The sequence below is a fragment of the Anabaenopsis tanganyikae CS-531 genome (assembly GCF_029891675.1).
Lineage (GTDB): Bacteria > Cyanobacteriota > Cyanobacteriia > Cyanobacteriales > Nostocaceae > Anabaenopsis > Anabaenopsis arnoldii.
The window spans coordinates 1-19,001 of record NZ_JANQDF010000128.1 but is presented as its reverse complement, the minus strand read 5'-3'; the positions used below and the strand labels follow the sequence as shown (position 1 = coordinate 19,001).

The following is a 19,001-nucleotide window of genomic DNA, read 5'->3' as shown; positions in this document are numbered from 1 at the left end:
AGCTAACAACTGTGTAGATATATGTTAATTAAACATATTAAGAGGGAAAATAGCATTTTTTTGGCTTAGAATCTATCTTTCATTCCTCGTAAACGAGCGAAAGTTTGTACTGGGTCGCTACTCTTGACAGCTAACTGTAATGAGGGTTTGTCCCAACCTAAAAAGGGATTGGTCAGCTTTTCCACCCCCAACCATGAGGGAACAGTAGCCTCCTGGCGACTACGAAAGTTGTATACTTCCTTGTAGCGCTTTTGTAAAACGCTATTATCAGGATCTACAGTCAGAGCAAACTCCAGATTTTTTAAAGTGTACTCATGGGCACACCACACACGAGTATTGTCTGGGAGATTGCGTAGTTGAGCCAAAGAGTTGACCATTTGGGTCGGTGTACCTTCAAATAAGCGACCGCAACCCCCTGCAAACAAAGTATCACCACAGAATAACTCTCCAGGTTCACTCAGTTTTGTGGGGGGGAAATAGTAAGCGATATGAGCGCGGGTGTGACCAGGAACAAAAAGAACCGTGGCGGTGCGATCGCCAAACTCCACACTATCTCCCGGTTGTAAAAATACCTGTTGTCCGGGAATTCTCCCCTGATCCTCAGCACCACCATACACCGTCAACTCAGGGAAATGTCTAATTAACTCCTGATTTCCACCCACATGGTCGTGATGATGATGAGTGTTAAAAATTGCCACTAACTCGGTCTTTAGTTCTGCAAGTTGTTTTAATACTGGTTCAGCTACTGCGGGGTCAACCACAGCAGCAAGATTTTGTTGAGCATCGTGGAGCAAAAATATGTAGTTGTCTGACAGTGCATTAAGACGGATTACCTGCATTTTCTCTTATTCCCACCGATCATACTGGTGTATGATTATGATAAAACTATATCGGGCACGAGCTGCAACTGGTGGAGGTGGGTGATGTCAACCTTTAAAATTTCTGGGCAGATTGTAGACGTTATCCACAAAACCATATTTCCTGGTACAATTACCATTGCTCAAGGGCGTATTCAATCAATTGAACAGGAACCAAAACAGAGTTACCAACAATACATACTTCCAGGTTTTATTGATGCCCATGTCCATATCGAAAGCTCAATGCTAGTGCCGACAGAATTTGCCCGTATAGCTACGGTGCATGGTACGGTAGGAGCGGTTTGTGATCCTCACGAAATAGCCAATGTCTTAGGAATGGCCGGTGTGGAGTTTATGCTCACCAATGCCACCCAAACACTATTTAAAATAGCATTCGGCGCACCTAGTTGTGTTCCCGCAACGACATTTGAAACAGCAGGTGCAAACCTTACCGCCATGGAAATCAAGCAATTATTCCAACATCCTGGGATTTCTTATCTGAGTGAAGTGATGAATGTCCCTGGTGTCCTAGGGAATAACACTGAGGTAATCTCAAAGATTGATTTGGCTAAAAAATTAGGATATCCCATTGATGGACACGCGCCAGGACTATCTGGTCAAGACTTACAAAAGTATGCTGATGCCAATATTACAACTGATCATGAGTGTTCAACTCTAGAGGAAGCTTTAGACAAAATCGCTGTGGGGATGAAGATTCTGATTCGTGAAGGTTCAGCAGCTAAAAACTATTTAGCCCTCCACAGCTTAATTGATTCTCACCCTGACCAATGTATGTTTTGTAGTGATGATTTGCATCCTGATGATTTGGTGAGGGGACACATTAATGAACTGGTGCGCCATTCCCTAATATTGGGTCATGATGTCATGAATGTGTTGCAAATTGCTTGTGTCAACCCAGTAAGACACTACAACCTCAATGTGGGTTTATTACAAGTTGCAGATCCTGCGGATTTCATAGTAGTGAATAATTTAGAGGAGTTTACAGTGCAGTGTACCTATTGCCAAGGTGTATTGGTGGCGAAAGAAGGTCAAGCACTGTTACCCTATGTCCCGGCATTATTTGTAAATAATTTTACTGCGAAGCCAAAACAAGCAAGTGATTTCCGAATTGTTGCCGCAGGTTCAACGGTGAGGGTAATTGAGGTGTGGGACGGACAATTACTAACCACGGAAAAGCATATATTGGCTAATATTGAGAATGGTGAAGTGGTGGCAGACTTAGAGAATGACATCCTCAAGATCGCCGTAGTCAATCGTTATCAAAACAGACCACCTGCTATGGGTCTGATCCACAATTTTGGACTACAACGAGGGGCGATCGCCTCCAGTGTTGCCCATGATTCTCATAATATAGTAGCGGTGGGTACAACGGATGAGGAAATCTCTAGGGCAGTGAATGCAGTCATTCAAGCCCAAGGAGGTATTGCTGTTGTTGAAGGTAAAACCGTCAAAGCGCTTCCCCTACCGGTGGCTGGATTGATGAGTGGTGATGATGGTTACACCGTAGCCGAGGAGTATGGACAACTGGATGCTTTGGCAAAAGATCTAGGTTCCAAACTTTCTGCACCTTTCATGACCCTGGGCTTTATGGCGCTGCTGGTAATTCCTGAGTTAAAACTCAGTGACCAAGGCTTATTTAGCAGCAATAACTTTGAATTTGTCTCACTGTGGGTATAGCAAATATGACATTTGCGCCTTTGCGCCTGGGGGTGAATCCTGATTGAGATAATTGATCAATAAATAGTTGCGATCGACCCCTATGATTCGCTAGGATCTGTAAGCTTTAGGGTATAAGCGAAGCTACTGGGGTTAATCAACAGATGATGCCGCTAAAACCCAAGTTAATCAAATTTTACACAGAAAAACAAAAAAGATGGCCAAACGTGTACAGTTAGTTTTAAATCAAGATATTAGCAAGTTGGGAAAATCCGGCGACTTAGTAGATGTAGCTCCCGGCTATGCTCGTAACTATCTCATTCCCCAAAAGTTGGCAACCCATGCCACTCCTGGTATTCTCAAACAAGTAGAACGCCGTCGGGAGAAAGAGCGTCAACGCCAATTAGAACTGCGTCAACAAGCTTTAGAGCGAAAAGCAGCTTTAGAAAAAATTGCTAGCTTGCAAATTGCTAAACCCCTGGGTGAAAACGAAGCGATTTTCGGGACAGTAACTACCCAAGACGTAGCAGAAGCGATCAAAACAGCTACCGGTGAAGAAGTTGATCGCCGTGGTATTTCTATTCCCGATATTAACCATCTTGGGACTTACCAGGCCGAAGTCAAGCTATATTCTGATGTCAGCGCTCAGGTCAATATTGAAGTTGTAGCCAGTTAAATTTTGGTGTTGTGTGGAGTACAGACGCGATAGCTACCGCTGTGCGTCAGCCATATAATCGCGTCTGTACAAGAAGTCCCAACTTTTCTTAAATGGCTTATGTCTGAAGAACTGAGTTTTCAAGGTAATGGTAGCGATCGCCTACCACCCCAAAATATTGAAGCAGAAGAAGCGATTTTGGGGGGAATTTTACTAGATCCAGAAGCCATTGGGCGAGTAAGCGATCGCCTCTTACCTATAGCCTTTTATATCAGCGCCCACAAAGATATCTATCAAGCGGCGCTGCGCCTTCATGCTCAAGGTAAACCCACAGATTTACTCTCAGTTACCAGTTGGTTAGCCGATCACGATCTCCTCGCCCGCATTGGTGGGAGAAATAAATTAGCTACTCTCGTAGACCGCACAGTCTCAGCTGTTAACATTGATGCCTTAGCCGGTTTGGTGATGGAAAAGTACCTGCGACGGCAATTAATTAAAGCTGGTAACGAAATTGTTCATCTTGGTTACGAGACAGAAAGCGAACTACCGATAATTTTAGACCAAGCAGAACAAAAAGTTTTTGGTGTTACTCAAGAACGTCCCCAATTAGGTCTAACTCACATTTCTGATACTCTGATTAATACCTTTCAAGATATTGAAACTCGCCACCAAGGTATTGCCTTACCGGGAATTCCTTGTGGTTTCTATGATTTAGACTCCATGACCACTGGCTTTCAGCGTTCTGATTTAATTATCATCGCCGGTAGGCCATCAATGGGGAAAACGGCATTTTGCTTGAATCTGGCTCACAACATTGCAGCTGGTTATAAATTACCAATTGCCTTTTTCAGCTTAGAAATGTCCAAAGAACAGCTAGTACAGAGACTATTAGCTAGTGAAGCGGGGATTGAAACTGGTTATCTGCGCAGTGGACGCATTAGTCAAACACAATGGGAACCTTTAAGCCGTGCCATTGATAAACTTTCAGACCTACCCCTTTTTATTGATGATACAGCTAATATTACCATCACCCAAATGCGTAGTCAGTCCAGACGACTGCAAGCAGAACAAGGAACAGAATTAGGATTAATTGTCATAGATTATTTGCAATTAATGGAGGGTGCAGGTGATAACCGCGTGCAAGAACTATCCCGAATTACTCGTTCTCTCAAAGGTTTAGCCCGGGAATTATCTGTACCAGTAATTGCCTTATCTCAGTTGAGTCGTGGTGTAGAAGCGCGTACCAATAAGCGCCCCATGTTGTCAGATTTGAGAGAAAGCGGCAGTATTGAGCAAGACGCGGATTTAGTTGTCATGTTATACCGCGATGATTATTATAATCCCGACAGTCCAGATCGAGGAATTGCAGAAATCATCATCGCGAAACACCGTAACGGTCCGACGGGAACCATAAAACTTTTATTTGATCCGCAGTTTACAAAGTTTAAAAATTTAGCGAAACAAGGTCATTATTAGTAATAATAATTAATTGGGAATTGGGGAAAGAAGAAATAGGCTTAATGCTCCCACACTTCCATCCCCTTCCCTGATAGCGTTTTCAGGTCTAGTGAGGAACCCGAATTATCTGTGTCCATCTGTGTACCTCTGTGGTTAATTAACCCTTAAAAGTACCTCACCAAACAGATAACTGCTATATTTCCTACTTAATACCCAGTAATTCCACGTCAAACAGCAAAGTAGCGTTGGGTGGAATCACACCACCAGCACCACGGGAACCATAACCTAACTCCGGGGGAATGATTAACTGACGACGACCGCCTACTTTCATGGTGCTTAGTCCTTCATCCCAACCTTTGATCACCTGTCCGATACCGATTTTAAACTCGAAGGGACTATTGCGATCGCGTGAGCTATCAAACTTCTTCCCATTTTCTAAAGTACCGGTGTAGTGAACTACAACGGTTTGTCCCCGTTCAGGAGTCGCCCCAGTTCCCTCTTCCAATTCCACATATTTCAATCCAGATGGATTAGTTACAACACTGGTATCAGACATACTATTACTCGCAATCAAGGTTTGGTTTTTGGTGACATTCGTGGGTGCTGGTGTAGTTTCTGTTAAATTAGCGGCAACAGCAGAGTTGACTTTATTACCAACTTGTGCTAATACCAGAACTAAAACACAAACCAGCATGAAACCCACGCTGAGAAAAATTGATTTCAAAATTAGCTCTCCCTAATGAGGCAACCTGACATTTTTCAGATGATCAAGAGGACACAATTTAGTTTAACGCCAAAGCTTATTTTCTAAATCACGCACTTGACGCTCTAAACGGTCAATTCTACCCCGTAATTCATCCACTTCAGATTGACGAGCAACGCCGAAATCCTGCATAACATTCCGCATTTGTCGCTGCATTTGCTCTTCCCAGTTTCCTTGGTCTGACCTTAACTGCTGTACAATATCATCCATGACCGCCTTAGCTTGTTCAGGATCGAGTTTACCGTCCTTGACCAAATCGTCACTGACTTGGCGCATTTTTTCAGCTACCAAAGACGTTGTACCAATACCGAGCATCATTAACTGTTGTAACCAATTATTACTATCCATACTTTCTTCGGTGTTCCTTATTCTCCGCTAGCTGAGTTTGACTGTTGAGTGTAGTCATCAAGCTATGCTGGAAAAGTTGTGATTTTAGCCTACATTTCTATTTTGGCAAATTCTGAAAAACAGAAAGGAAATTAAATAGTGTGGTGATAGAACTCCTGAAATTTCAAGTTCCCCGAGAAGCGCGAGCAAATTACATCCAGAAGGATAGCGAAATTTGGACAACAACCCTGGCTAAGTATCCAGGATTTTTGGGTAAAGAAGTATGGACTAACCCCAATGACCCCACAGAACTTATTTTAATTATTCGTTGGGCAACAAGAGAACAGTGGCAAGCCATACCCGGAGAAGATTTACAAATAATTGCAGCCAAATTCGCCCAAGCCATGGGCGAAACCTACCCAATTGTCGAATCAGCAGAGTTTCAAGTGGAAAAATTTCTGGTTACCTAAGTATAAATACTAGATAAATATAGCAGTTCTCTGTTTGGTAGGTACTTTTAAGGGTTAATTAACCACAGATGGACACAGATAATTTGGTTTGCTCACTAAAGGTGGAAACGCTAGATGATTTTTCCTAGTTGGCTGTGTTTTCTGGCCTGCTGTGGTTCATTTGTCCCCCCTTCAAGAGAAGCACGCCCAAAATGATTTGAAAGTTGTAGCATAGAAATCAAGTATCAATTTTTGATTATTTATGTCTGCTACGCCTCTTGTTTCTCAGGTAAATTCAGTCAAATCAGCAATAATTCCGCCCCTACTAGGTGCTTCTGTTTCCGAGTTAAGCGGGTGGGTACAACAGCAGGGACAGCCAGCTTATCGAGGTAAACAGCTGCACGATTCGATTTATCATCAGGGTGTGCGATCGCTAGCTGATATTTCTGTCTTTCCTAAACAGTGGCGTGCAGAACTTGCAGAAATCCCCATTGGACGTTCAACGATACATCATCGTGCTGTGGCACCGGATGGCACGATAAAATATCTGTTACGACTTGCAGATGATCAAATCATTGAAACTGTTGGTATTCCCACGGCAAAACGGCTGACAGTTTGTGTTTCTACTCAGGTAGGTTGTCCCATGGCCTGTGATTTTTGCGCTACTGGTAAGGGTGGCTACACTCGCAACTTAGAAATACATGAAATCGTCGATCAAGTATTGACGGTGCAAGAAGATTTTCAGGAACGGGTTAGCCATGTGGTATTTATGGGGATGGGTGAACCGTTATTAAATACTGATAATGTATTAGCATCTTTAAGATGCTTAAATCAAGACGTGGGTATTGGACAGCGATCGCTGACTGTTTCTACCGTTGGTATTCGCGATCGCATCCGTCAATTTGCCCGACAGAATTTACAAGTCACTCTAGCTGTGAGTTTGCACGCACCCAACCAAGCACTTAGAGAACAACTCATTCCCAGCGCCCGACCATATCCTCTAGAAGACTTGTTAGATGAATGTCGGGAATATGTGGAAATCACGAGAAGACGTATATCTTTTGAATATATTCTCCTGGCTGGGTTTAATGACCTACCAGAGCACGCTTTACAACTAGCAAAATGTCTGCGGGGATTCCAAAGTCATGTGAACTTGATTCCCTACAATCCCATCCAGGAAGTTGACTACAAGCGCCCCAAAGGCGATCGCATTCAAGCCTTTGTGAACGTTCTCAAACAACAAAAAATTGCTGTGAGTGTCCGCTATTCTCGTGGTTTAGAAGCTGATGCTGCTTGTGGACAACTCCGGGCCAGTAAGTAAGTGTTTACCTAACTTTAGCACTCAATTGTTTTGTGACAGAAATACCAGGTGCATAAGCCTCAATTACTTTCCCGGTCAAGGTGCAACTGATCATCAAGTAATCGCAACTTGGGCATTGTGTCCTGGTTAAGTGACTATCAGTAATATAGTGTCTTTCCGCATCACTGCCGCAATTTGGGCAGTGAACTTTTTGGACTGTATTCATTTTTAAACCCCTGGTTGTAACTATTTATTAATCGAGAAGGCAAGAATTTTAAATTTAGATGCAGCAATAAGAAACTTTGATATTGGTTGATGCTTTTCCTGAAAGTTTGAAATTGAGGTTTTTATTGTCTTTGTATGCTATCCTATTTTTACAAAATTACCATCTTACTTTAGATATAGAAATCAAATTTTCACTTATAGATTTGTTAGAAAATGAGTGATCCCTATGATTAATCGTTTGAGAGAGCTTGGTTTTATAGTGCGACTGATATGTTTTAACAGCCTTTATTGTATTGAAAAAGTAACAGTGATAAATTACTGTATCCTCTGTAACAAAATTTCTCTTTTAAGATTTTGTTAACATTTAATGTAAAAATTGAAGAGATCTTGAAGAGATCATTTAAATCCTGCTAGGAATTCCAGCAGGTAAATAATTGTTAATTATTGTGATGCGGATGGAAATAATTGTAAATTTCTTGGGCTAACCTCGGTCCAATCCCTGGAACCTCAGCTAGTTGTGTGAGTGTGGCTTGTCTGATATAATCAACAGAGCGGAAATGTCCTAAAAGCTGCTTTTGTCGATGATGTCCTAAGCCGGGAATTTCATCTAAACGCGATCGCTTAAATTGCTCACTGCGTTGTTGACGATGAAAACTCACAGCAAAACGATGGGCTTCATCTCTTAACCGGCGCAATAACTGTATTCCTGGTTGTTCCGCGTCAGTTTCTAAAGGTTGAGACTCTGCGGGTAAAAAAATCTCTTCTCGTTGCTTGGCCAAACTGACAACCCGCAGGTCTGCTAATAAATTCATTTCCCGCAGCACAGCCACCACTGCCGATAACTGACCTTTACCGCCATCAATCATAATTAAATCAGGCCAATCGGGATTCCCTACCCTGGGTAATTGTGGGTCGGCGCTATACTGACGAAATCGCCTATGGATAACTTCAGCTAAACTGGCAAAATCATCTGAATGTCCAATTGTCACCGTGGGGTTTTTGATTTTGTAGTGGCGATAGTGCTGTTTACCAGGTAACCCATCAATAAACACAACTTGGGAACCCACAGCATTAGACCCCTGAATGTGAGAAATATCATAACCTTCCATGCGGTGGGGTAAATCTGGTAAATTAAGAATAGCGGCTAAATCTGCCATGGCTTCATGGTTGCGATCGCCTAACTTCTGCATTCTCTGTAATTCATACTCAGCATTGCGCTGGACCATCTCAATTAATTCTGCCTTAGTTTGGCGCTGGGGTACTGAAATTGTGACTTTTCTCCCCTTGCGTTGAGTCAAGATATCCGCCAATATTTCCCCATCTGGTAACTCGTGCTGTACTAAAATCTCTGTGGGAATTTCCACCGCATCAGCAGGTTGATAATGCTCTTCTAAAACTCGCTGTAAAATCGCTCCCGGTTCAGCATGACTATTGGCGACAAATGCCAACCGTCCTACAAGTTTCCCGGCGCGAATCTGAAATAATTGAATACAAGCGTGTTCTTTGTCAGTTGCCAGTGCTAAAGCATCCCGTGAAACTGTATCATCTGGTAAGGAAACCTTTTGATCAGCGGTTAAGGATTTTAACCCAGATATTTGATCACGAATCCGCGCCGCTAATTCAAAGTTTAAGGCTTCAGCTGCGGTTTGCATTTGTGCTGTGAGAATATCAATCAATTCCTGGGTTCTTCCTTGGAAGATCATCGCCACCTTTTCTACAGTTTTGCGGTATTCTGGGGGGGAAATTAACTGTTGACATACACCAGGACATCGCCCTAGGTCATAATTCAAGCAAGGACGGTCCTTAAACAGTGGTTGGCGTCGTTGTCGCAGTGCAAAAATGCGTTTAGATATGCTTAATATTTCTCGTAATAAACCTGTATCTGTATAAGGACCGTAAAACTTATCTTGAGCGTTACCTAGTTGACGTTTGCGAGTGATGAAAATCCGGGGATAGTCTTCTGACCAAGTAATACAGATATAGGGATATTTTTTGTCATCTTTGAGTAAAACGTTAAAATATGGCTGATGCTGCTTAATTAAGTTGGCTTCTAGGGCTAATGCTTCGGCTTCGGTATCGGTGACAATAAATTCAATCTCCGTCACCTGCTGAACCATGGTAGCTGTACGATGGCTTTTGTGATTTCCCTCGCGAAAGTAGGAACGAACACGCGATCGCAATTTCCGTGATTTCCCTATATAGATAATGCGATCGCTCCGGTCGCGCATCAAATAAACACCCGGCTCCGCGGGGATTTCCCCAAGACGGGCTGATAAACGTTCAGGCTCTTTAATCAGTGGTAGTGTTTTATCAGATACATTCACGGTTAAAGTTAGGTAATTTGAGAATATACCTAACTTTATTTTAAGTTTATGCTGGGTGTGAAGTTTGAAGAAATTTAGCAATTCTCTCCACAGCGGTTTCCAGTAACGGTGGTTCATGTACCAAAGCAAAGCGGACATATCCTTCTCCAGATTTGCCAAAACCAGCACCCGGAGAAGCTGCTACACCAGTTTGTTTGACTAACTCAGTGCAGAATTCCACAGAATTTTGATCCCAATGGGAGGGTAACTTAGCCCAGATGTACATTGTCCCTGCGGGTGTGGGTACTGGCCAACCGATACGGTGTAAAGCGGTGATAAACGCATCCCGACGTTTAGCGAAGGTATTAACAGCATCTGTGACTCCCCCTTGAGGTCCTGTAAGGGCGGCGATCGCACCATTCAAAATACCGCGATACTGATTAAAATCAATGGCTGCTTTGACTTGGCGTAAAGCCTGAATTAAGTGGGGATTACCGATGGCGTAGCCTATACGGAAGCCCCCCATATTATAGGACTTAGAAAGGGTAAAAAATTCAATAGAGACACTTTTATCTGGGTCAGCTTGCAGCACAGAGGGTACATTGTCAGTTTCCCCAAATACCAAATCCACATAGGGGAAATCGTGAACTAGAACCAAATTATGTTCCTGACAGAAAACCACAGCCTCTTGGAAGAAAGATAAAGGAGCGATGGCGGTCGTAGGATTATGAGGATAGCTCAATACCATCATCCGGGATTGGGCCAAAACATTTGCTGGAATCTCCGCAAATACCGGCAAGAAATTGTTTTCTGCCCTTAGTGGCATTGGGTATATTTGACCACTAGCTAAATGTACTCCCCCCGCGTGGGATGGGTAGCCCGGATCTAATAATAAGGCGAAATCCCCTGGATTCAGGACTGCTAAGGGTAGATGGGCTGTACCTTCCTGGGAACCAATGAGGGGCAGCACCTCTGTTTCTGGGTCAACTTTGATACCAAATTTTTCTTGATACCAGCGAGCAGCTGCTTGGCGAAATCCTTGAGTACCGTGAAACAATAAGTAACCGTGGGTACTCGGGTCAGGGAGAGATTTGGCTATGGCTTCAATTACGTGGGGTTGAGCTGGTAAGTCCGAAGATCCTAAGGACAGGTCAATTAACTGCCTTCCTGCTGATAAAGCCACAGCTTTCGCTTTGTCCATATCAGCAAATACATTGGATTGCAGGGGTTGTAAACGGTGAGCAAACTGCATATTAGTCATTAGTCCTTAGTCATTAGTTAGCTACTGCCCCTAGACTAATTATTACTTAAGTGTTTATCTAAAAACTGAAGTAATCTGTCTTTGCCAATCGCTCCTTCTGTGGATGCTAATAGCTTTTCTCCCTGAACGAGTCTAAAGGCTGGTACACCTTCTACTTGGTAGTTTTTCACGGTGGTGGGGTTAGGATCGACCTCCATTTTAACTATTTTCAGGCGATCGCTGTATTTGGTAGCCGCAAGGTTAATTAAGGGCGACATCAATTTACATGGGCCACACCAGGAAGCCCAAAAGTAAACTAACACAGGTTGCTCGGACTGCAATACTTCTGATTCAAATTCATTATCAGTTATGGTGATTACGCCTTCACTCATGACAGTCTCCATTAAGTGACATTAATCAAAGTTCACACACAATACTTTATCTTAAAAGTGCTGGATACTGTCATTAATGATGGTGATGAAAAGCGAAAAATAGTTGAATGCTCATGTAACATCCCACAAGCGAAGTTGTGGGAATTACGTAGAAGTAAGGAAATATGCCTTACATTTAATCTATTTCATTTAATTGCCTTTTCAGGGCTTCTAAGTCGGCATCAACAACATCATAAGATTTGGCAGCGCTGCTCTCTTTTTCTGGTGGTGTTTGTAGTTGGTTGGGTGCTGCCGCAGGTGGTAGCATTTGTGCCTTCAATGCTGCTAACTCATCATCAACATCGCTACTTTCCAACTGGGCAAATTGGGTTTCTAAATCCGCACCAGCCAACTCCGCTCCGGCTTGGGCGCGAGCTTCTTGCATCAAGACCTTTTCTTCCATGCGCTCAAATGCAGCCATGGCGCTGCTGGTACTCATCCCCCGCACCATACCTTCGAGTTGCTCTTGGGCTTTGGCGGAGGTAATGCGAGCTTTGAGCATTTCTTTTTTGGTTTTGGCTTCAGAAATCTTGCTTTCTAGCTGCATTAAGTTGCGCTTGAGGGTTTCAGTTTGAGTGGTTTGCTGATCTAAGCTAGTTTTGAGAGCCAGACTGGTATCACTAAAACTCTTTTTACGTTCTAGAGCTTGTCGTGCTAGGTTTTCATCGCCCTTTTGCAGGGCTAATTGAGCATTGCGTTGCCACTTGTTGATTTCATTTTGGGACTCATTGTACTGTGTCTGAGTGCGTTTTTGAGCAGCGATCGCCTGAGCTACACCTTGACGCAACTGTACCAAGTCTTGCTGCATTTCCAGGATAGCTTGTTCTAGCATTTTTTCTGGGTCTTCAGCTTTATTCACCAAGTCGTTGAGGTTAGAGCTGACTACTCGTCTAATTCGATCAAATAATCCCATAATTTTTTTTCCTTTGGCAGTGGACGCGTTTTGTGATTAAGTTTTCTTTTTTACTATTTTAGTAGCTGTCTATTTCAATGTAATTTTTCCCGCTTGGTTCCCTACCTCCCGAAGCCCGTTATTTTTTAAGATATATCCTAAATGTGCTCATTGCCCAATGTTTAGCGGTCTTGACTCTCAGGTAATTGCTGTTGACTTAACACCTGACCTTTGAGGGCTGCTAATTCCCTATCGATGTCACTAGCAGCTTCTAGGGAGTCGAATTGTTTTTGTAAGTCGTCAGTACCCAGTTGCGCCATGGCTTCTGATTGGGCTTCAATTTGCAAAACTTTATCTTCCATGCGCTCAAAGGCATTGAGACTACTGGTAGGGGAGGTAGTATCGAGCATATCCTGGAGTCGGACAGCAGCCTCAGCGGAACGGGCGCGAGCTATATACATATCTTTTTTGGTTTTCGCCTCGCTGATTTTTAACTCTAGCGATCGCATATCCTTTTTTAGTCTAGCTACTATCTCATTTTGCTGCTCTATTTGAGTAGATAGAGCCGTAGCCGTTTCTTGATAAGCTTTGCGTTTAGTTAAAGCTTCCCGTGCTAAAAGTTCATTTCCCTGTTGTAGTGCTAATTGAGCGCGGCGATACCATTCTTCTGATGTTGATTGTGCGCCAGCGGCCTGTCTTTCGGTGCGTTTTTGAGTGGCGATGGCCTGTGCGACTCCTTGTCGTAATCGCACCAAGTTGTCCTGCATCTCCATGACGGCTTGTTCGAGAATTTTCTCTGGATCTTCGGCACTACCTAGCAAGCTATTGATATTAGCGCGAATTATCCGCAGGATACGCTTGATAATTTCCATGTTGACTCTCCATTGATGTTTTGTCCACAGTGCCGTGGAATGGAAACTAAGTACTAGGCAAAAAGAATGCAATATCCAATACCCATGGACTCAGCCGGATAAATGATAAATATTGTCTTCATCCTATCCTAGACTTTTACCTTCCTGGGGGAATATTTAAACCAGGTGTGTTTTAGCTGACATATTTATCTGCCACTATTTTAAATAGGTCTGAAAAAATTTTAATCTCTCAAGATGTCGTTTAAGTCAGTTAATCATATTTTAGATGGTCTAAAACAACAAGCCAAATGGCAAGAACAACCCTTGCAGCGCTTGCTAGAGTTATGGCCAGATATTGTGGGAAAAGTGGCTGCTACCCATACGCGTCCGTTATCAATTCAGCGTCATGTTTTATTCGTAGCAACTTCTAGCGCTGCTTGGGCGCAGAACATGACATTTGGACGCACCGCTGTGCTTTTAAAGTTAAATCAAAATTTGTCTGAGCCGTTGGTAGATATTCGCTTTTCCACTAAAGATTGGCAGCCTCTTCCAGATTACTTACAGCCCATAAGCATTATCCCACAGGAGCATCCCAGTTATCTGGGTGATGTCAGTAGTTCACCGAGTGAGACTACACCCACTATTGAGAATCCCAAGATGGCTTTTGCATCCTGGGCTAAAAGAATGCAAGGGCGATCGCATGGCTTACCCCTTTGTCCACAGTGTCAGGCTCCCACCCCACCCGGTGAACTCCAGCGTTGGGGTGTGTGTTGTGTTTGTGTTTCCAAGCAGTTTTAAATCTTTATGAGTTAATAACTATATGAGTTTATTTTAAAGTCTGCCGTTTATCCTGAGTAAACTGGGAGATTTCATGACACCGACCATACCCGATTCATCAATTTAGGATTTAATTTAAATCCATGATCCTAACTTTATCTTTGATCCCTAGCGGTTTTTAGTCTTAAATAAGCGTGTACCCACTCCTGTGATCATTTACATATATAACAAGAATATAAAGAGATCGTAAAGTTTATCCCGGTGCGGGGATCGCTGAAACCTAGGTAAAATAATGACTTTTTGGTGATCTTACCTATTTATATATAAAGGCACAATATAAGAACAATAGAAATTAATCATAAATTGCATTTAAAGATGAACCCCAATGAAACCCATTAAATCCTTGACATCTGCCTGTAGATATTGTCGTCATTACCAGCCAGAAGGTCGCCGAGGCGGAATGTGTCAGAAGTTAGGAAGCCCCGTACAAGCAAGTTGGAAAGCTTGCTCTTTGGCGCTTCCACCTTTTGCACCTTCTTGGGAAACGTTGGAAGACGCTTGGGGTTTACCAGATGCAACAAGAGTTTTAGGTTCTTCACCAACTCTGGCTACACATCCAGAGAATACTATGATTGCGCCTGTAGAGGAAATAACTACCTACACTTCCCAGGAGGCTAAGACTCAGATGGCGCAAATATAGTATTTATCTGTGGTTTTCTATTTATTTGGTGTGCTTAATCAAAAAAAGCGATTAAGTATCGACATTTTAAGGTAGCCAAGGAAAGGTGCGAAAATTCGGGGGACGTTTTTCTAAAAAGGCTTGTTTTCCCTCAGAACCCTCTTCTGTCATGTAATACAGTAAGGTGGCGTTTCCGGCCAGTTCTTGTAAACCAGCTTGTCCGTCACAATCAGCGTTGAATGCTGCTTTTAGACACCGAATTGCAATCGGACTTTTTTCTAAAATTTCTTGCGCCCATTGAATACCTTCAGCTTCTAGTTGTTCTACTGGGACAATACAATTAATTAAACCCATATCTAGAGCTTGTTGTGCATTATATTGGCGGCATAAAAACCAAATTTCCCGTGCTTTTTTTTGTCCCACAATACGGGCGAGATAACTAGCACCAAAACCACCGTCAAAACTGCCTACTTTAGGGCCAGTCTGTCCAAAAATAGCATTATCCGCGGCAATGGTGAGGTCACAAATCAAGTGCAGCACGTGTCCACCACCCACAGCATAACCAGCTACTAAAGCAATTACCACTTTTGGCATAGAACGAATCAGTCGCTGCAAGTCTAAGACGTTTAAGCGGGGGATCCCAGCATCGTCAACATAACCGGCCTGTCCTCGGACACTTTGATCTCCCCCAGAACAGAAAGCGTATTTACCATCAGTGTGTGGTCCAGCACCAGTAAATAGAACTACGCCTATACTAGTATCTTCTCGGGCATCACAGAAAGCGTCATACAGTTCAAAGACGGTTTTGGGACGGAAGGCATTCCGTTTATGGGGACGGTTAATGGTAATTTTAGCAATGCCATCGGTTTTGTGATACAGTATATCTTCGTAGTTTTTGGCTATTTGCCAGTTAATGTGCATGATGTATATAGTAAGATGAGATGAGAATTGAGAATTTTATGTGAGTAACTTTTGTATCTTGTGGTTTGGGCATCTTGCCCGCTGCTAGTTTACCTTACAAGAGATGCACTGCAATATCTAGCGCTAATTTCTCTAAACTTTCTTTTCTCCACTGAGCATCTAATTTTCTATTTGTCCTGACTTCTAAAACTCTAATTCCCTTATTTGGTAAAACAGACAATTTCTTCTGTAACTGTTCCCAAGAACTAATAAACTCATGCGGTATATTGTATGTAGCACATAACCGAGCAAAATCGATATTCTGGGGAGTGGCAAAAAATTCTTCAAATGGTGGCTCAAATTTGGCTATGGGTAACATTTCAAAAATACCCCCACCATTGTTATTAATTAACACAATGGTCAAATGTCCTAGGAATTTGTTTTTAATTAAAAATCCGTTGGTATCATGTAATAAGGCCAAGTCCCCTGTTAACAGCACACTACTTTGCTGATGGTGTGCAATTCCTAATGCTGTGGATAGTATGCCATCAATGCCATTTGCACCTCGGTTAAAATAAGGTTGCACACCTAAGTTATTCGGTTTCCAGAAATATTCTACATCCCTGACCGGCATACTATTAGAAATAAATAGGGGTGTTAGTGGGGGGAGATTTTGAGAAATTACCCACGAGATTTTACTTTCAATTATTTCGTCTATATTCGCAAATATTTCATCAATTTTTTTTCGGACTTGTATTTCTAGATAACACCATTTTTGTAAATAAATCCCTGGGTGACTATTCACTGCGCCCCAGTCATATATATTTTCTACAGATATCCTTAAATGTGTGGTTTTTCCATGTAAAGGGTCTAGGTCTTGATAACTACTATCAATTATCCAGTATTGGGGTTGGGTGTTAGATAGCCAGTGACGTAGTTCTTTACTGGTAGGCATTTCGCCAATTTGAATTACTATTTCTGGTGTTAATTCTTGGGCAAGTTTCTGATTACGTAAAATGATATCGTAGGTGGAAATTAAGTATGGGTTGAGGCTAGCATAATTTCTGAGTGGGGAAAGTCCCTCAGCTAAAACAGGCCAGTTGAGTGTTTGGGAAAGATGGGCGATCGCTTGACAATATTTCTCGGCTTTTTGGGGTTGAGCGACACCGGCGATGATGATCCCGCGTTCAGATTGTAACCACTGTTGGGGAATGGGGAATGGGGAGTGGGGAATGAGGTTAGTCTTTCCTACACCTGCAAAAAAGGCTTCTGGGTGTAAGTTTGACTGTAAATTCCTCAAGTCAGTTCCATCGGGAATGGGTGCGAGGGGGTCACGGAAGGGAATATTTAAATGAACTGGCCCCTGTGTGGGAATTTGACAGCGCTCCCAAGCATGAATGACGGTTTGTCGGAGATAACCGAGCATTTTCAAGTCTGGGGAGGGTATAGCTAACTCTGCTTGCCAGTTTGGGTAATTACTATATAATTTTACTTGGTCTATGGTTTGCCCCGAATGACAATTTCTTAATTCTTGTGGTCGATCGCTGGTTAACACCAACAATGGTACACGACTTTCTTGGGCCTCAATGATTGCGGGGTAAAAATTCGCTCCTGCGGTTCCAGATGTGCAAACCAATGCTACAGGAACCCCGGTGGCTTTGGCTCTTCCCAAGGCGAAAAAAGCGGCTGAACGCTCATCAAGAATAGAAATGGCTTCAATATCAGGTATTTGCTCGACAAAGGCGACTACTAAAGGTGTAGAACGGGAACCAGGACAAATGACTACACAGTTCAATCCCAAGCGTTTGAGTGTCTCGGTCAATATGTAAGCCCAAAGTTGATTAACATTCTGATAGGCTGGTGTTAAATCAAGCATAGCCATCCTATCATTTGAAATTCTCTTGCAAATTTCTCTGGGAAAGTTGAAGTTTTCCAGTCACCGCTAAATGTCAAATTTACTCTCAAGGTCTTATGGATTGCATTCATTTAACTAATATTCGCTGCTATGGTTACACTGGATATCTACCAGAAGAACAGGTATTAGGGCAGTGGTTTGAGGTGGATGTGAAGTTATGGTTAGATATGTCCACCGTTGCTAAGACTGATGCCATTGAAGATACTATAGATTATCGCACTGTCATTAGTTCCATACAACATCTGGTAAAAACAGCTAAGTTTGCTTTAGTAGAAAAATTAGTAAGTGTGATCGCTGATTCTATGCTGGAAAAGTGCGATCGCGTCACAAAAGTGCAAGTCATTCTCAGTAAACCCGCCGCGCCTATTCCTGATTTTGGTGGCAGAATTAGTGTTGAAATGACTAAAACCAGGTAGATGCTCACCACTGCATCTCTTGGGGTCAAAAAATACCATACTGTTATTATAGGTATTGATGTTTAGGATTTTCTTGGCAGCATCAATATAGCAGCTTGTATGAATTCACAGATTTTCTTGCTTTTTGAGATCATGTTCAGATATTATTCTGACTATTTCCTCCCAAATCGTCACGGGGTTAAAAGGTTTGGTAATCACTCCAGCAACACCCATTGTGCTAAAATGTTTCCGATCTTTTGATAATACCTTTGCAGTTACTAAAATAACTGGTATCAATTGGGTAGCAGTATCAGCTTGTAACTTTTCCCAGACTTGAAAACCATCCATATCTGGCATAGATACATCTAATAAAATTGCATCGGGGGATTCTAATTTAGCTTTGAGTATAGCTTCTTTTCCGGATGTGGCTACAATTGCTTGCCAAAGGGCAAACTTTTCTAAAGATACTCGTAAAACAGCACAAATATCTTTTTCATCATCGACAATCAAAATTTTTTTTGTCATAGATATTTTCTCGGTATATTAAAGTAAAATGTGCTACCAATATTTAATACACTTTCTGCCCAAATTTTACCCTGATGTTCTTCAACAATGCTTCTACAAATTGCCAGACCCAGACCTGTACCGCCTTTTTGGCGAGCGTCGGATACATCAACTTGTTGAAACCTCCCGAAGATCGCTTCTAATTTTTCCGGGGGAATACCTTTACCTTGATCTGTGATGGTAAACAGAATATCTTCCTCACTCATACTTACTGACAATTCCACAGTACCACCAGGTCGGGAAAACTTAATGGCATTCCCTAATAAATTCGTTAAGGTTTGCAGAATGGCTCTAAAATCAGCAAATATCTGGATATTGGGAACATTGAACTTGAGGGAAATCC

Annotated in this window: 21 protein-coding genes; 8 read left to right on the top strand and 13 right to left on the bottom strand. The window is 42.5% G+C overall.

The annotated features are described in order from the left end of the window. Positions 1-65: 65 nt before the first annotated feature. On the bottom strand, positions 66-839 hold the full coding sequence (gloB, locus tag NWP22_RS12690) for a hydroxyacylglutathione hydrolase (RefSeq protein ID WP_280801966.1): 774 nt from the start codon (positions 837-839) through the stop codon (positions 66-68). 84 nt (positions 840-923) lie between these two features. Between gloB and ade the strand changes: the two genes are divergently transcribed. The 3 genes from ade to dnaB all read left to right on the top strand — a co-directional run bounded on the left by ade (position 924) and on the right by dnaB (position 4,665). Then, positions 924-2,555, top strand: a complete 1,632-nt coding sequence (gene ade / locus NWP22_RS12685; protein ID WP_271733603.1) for an adenine deaminase — start codon at positions 924-926, stop codon at positions 2,553-2,555. Between the two features lie 196 nt (positions 2,556-2,751). Next, a complete protein-coding gene (rplI, locus tag NWP22_RS12680) occupies positions 2,752-3,210 on the top strand; it encodes a 50S ribosomal protein L9 (protein WP_271733602.1) in 459 nt (152 codons plus the stop codon). Between the two features lie 99 nt (positions 3,211-3,309). Beyond that, a complete protein-coding gene (gene dnaB, locus NWP22_RS12675; protein WP_271733600.1) occupies positions 3,310-4,665 on the top strand; it encodes a replicative DNA helicase in 1,356 nt (451 codons plus the stop codon). Between the two features lie 184 nt (positions 4,666-4,849). On the opposite strand, the gene NWP22_RS12670 is transcribed toward dnaB, so the two are convergent. Both NWP22_RS12670 and NWP22_RS12665 read right to left on the bottom strand, forming a co-directional pair. Further along, positions 4,850-5,371, bottom strand: coding sequence for an FKBP-type peptidyl-prolyl cis-trans isomerase (locus tag NWP22_RS12670; protein WP_280801965.1), 522 nt, complete (start codon positions 5,369-5,371; stop codon positions 4,850-4,852). 63 nt (positions 5,372-5,434) lie between these two features. Then, positions 5,435-5,758, bottom strand: a complete 324-nt coding sequence (locus NWP22_RS12665; protein WP_271733597.1) for a phasin family protein — start codon at positions 5,756-5,758, stop codon at positions 5,435-5,437. A gap of 140 nt (positions 5,759-5,898) precedes the next feature. Between NWP22_RS12665 and NWP22_RS12660 the strand changes: the two genes are divergently transcribed. Next, the gene (locus NWP22_RS12660; protein WP_271733596.1) at positions 5,899-6,207 is read left to right on the top strand and encodes a TIGR03792 family protein; all 309 of its coding nucleotides are present in this window, start codon (positions 5,899-5,901) and stop codon (positions 6,205-6,207) included. Positions 6,208-6,448: 241 nt separating this feature from the next. Then, entirely contained in the window at positions 6,449-7,507 is a 1,059-nt protein-coding gene (gene rlmN / locus NWP22_RS12655) for a dual-specificity RNA methyltransferase RlmN (protein ID WP_271733595.1), read from the top strand. A 4-nt stretch (positions 7,508-7,511) separates the two neighbouring features. Here rlmN and NWP22_RS12650 read toward each other — a convergent pair whose 3' ends face one another. The 6 genes from NWP22_RS12650 to NWP22_RS12625 all read right to left on the bottom strand — a co-directional run bounded on the left by NWP22_RS12650 (position 7,512) and on the right by NWP22_RS12625 (position 13,449). After that, positions 7,512-7,712, bottom strand: a complete 201-nt coding sequence (locus NWP22_RS12650; protein ID WP_271733594.1) for a replication restart DNA helicase PriA — start codon at positions 7,710-7,712, stop codon at positions 7,512-7,514. Positions 7,713-8,148: 436 nt separating this feature from the next. Next, on the bottom strand, positions 8,149-10,035 hold the full coding sequence (uvrC, locus tag NWP22_RS12645) for an excinuclease ABC subunit UvrC (protein ID WP_280801964.1): 1,887 nt from the start codon (positions 10,033-10,035) through the stop codon (positions 8,149-8,151). Between the two features lie 46 nt (positions 10,036-10,081). Further along, entirely contained in the window at positions 10,082-11,266 is a 1,185-nt protein-coding gene (locus NWP22_RS12640; RefSeq protein ID WP_271733612.1) for an LL-diaminopimelate aminotransferase, read from the bottom strand. 44 nt (positions 11,267-11,310) lie between these two features. After that, a complete protein-coding gene (locus tag NWP22_RS12635) occupies positions 11,311-11,646 on the bottom strand; it encodes a thioredoxin family protein (protein WP_271733591.1) in 336 nt (111 codons plus the stop codon). Between the two features lie 175 nt (positions 11,647-11,821). Next, positions 11,822-12,598, bottom strand: coding sequence for a PspA/IM30 family protein (locus NWP22_RS12630; RefSeq protein ID WP_271733590.1), 777 nt, complete (start codon positions 12,596-12,598; stop codon positions 11,822-11,824). 161 nt (positions 12,599-12,759) lie between these two features. After that, entirely contained in the window at positions 12,760-13,449 is a 690-nt protein-coding gene (locus tag NWP22_RS12625) for a PspA/IM30 family protein (protein WP_271733589.1), read from the bottom strand. 234 nt (positions 13,450-13,683) lie between these two features. Between NWP22_RS12625 and NWP22_RS12620 the strand changes: the two genes are divergently transcribed. Together NWP22_RS12620 and NWP22_RS12615 are read left to right on the top strand one after the other, a co-directional pair. Continuing rightward, entirely contained in the window at positions 13,684-14,226 is a 543-nt protein-coding gene (locus tag NWP22_RS12620; RefSeq protein ID WP_271733588.1) for a DciA family protein, read from the top strand. Positions 14,227-14,590: 364 nt separating this feature from the next. Beyond that, a complete protein-coding gene (locus tag NWP22_RS12615) occupies positions 14,591-14,905 on the top strand; it encodes a hypothetical protein (protein WP_271733587.1) in 315 nt (104 codons plus the stop codon). A 66-nt stretch (positions 14,906-14,971) separates the two neighbouring features. Here NWP22_RS12615 and menB read toward each other — a convergent pair whose 3' ends face one another. After that, positions 14,972-15,805: a 1,4-dihydroxy-2-naphthoyl-CoA synthase gene (gene menB, locus NWP22_RS12610; protein WP_271733586.1), complete on the bottom strand. Its 834-nt coding sequence runs from the start codon at positions 15,803-15,805 to the stop codon at positions 14,972-14,974. Between the two features lie 94 nt (positions 15,806-15,899). Further along, a complete protein-coding gene (menD, locus tag NWP22_RS12605) occupies positions 15,900-17,660 on the bottom strand; it encodes a 2-succinyl-5-enolpyruvyl-6-hydroxy-3-cyclohexene-1-carboxylic-acid synthase (RefSeq protein ID WP_271733585.1) in 1,761 nt (586 codons plus the stop codon). A gap of 95 nt (positions 17,661-17,755) precedes the next feature. Here menD and folB point away from each other — a divergent pair, with 95 nt between their 5' ends. Further along, positions 17,756-18,115: a dihydroneopterin aldolase gene (gene folB / locus NWP22_RS12600; protein ID WP_271733583.1), complete on the top strand. Its 360-nt coding sequence runs from the start codon at positions 17,756-17,758 to the stop codon at positions 18,113-18,115. A 105-nt stretch (positions 18,116-18,220) separates the two neighbouring features. Here folB and NWP22_RS12595 read toward each other — a convergent pair whose 3' ends face one another. Both NWP22_RS12595 and NWP22_RS12590 read right to left on the bottom strand, forming a co-directional pair. After that, positions 18,221-18,619 (bottom strand): response regulator, encoded by a 399-nt coding sequence (locus NWP22_RS12595; protein ID WP_280801963.1) that lies wholly within the window; start codon positions 18,617-18,619, stop codon positions 18,221-18,223. Next, a partial coding sequence (locus NWP22_RS12590; RefSeq protein ID WP_280801962.1) for a sensor histidine kinase occupies positions 18,616-19,001 on the bottom strand: 386 nt, incomplete at its 5' end. The genes NWP22_RS12595 and NWP22_RS12590, both read right to left, overlap by 4 nt.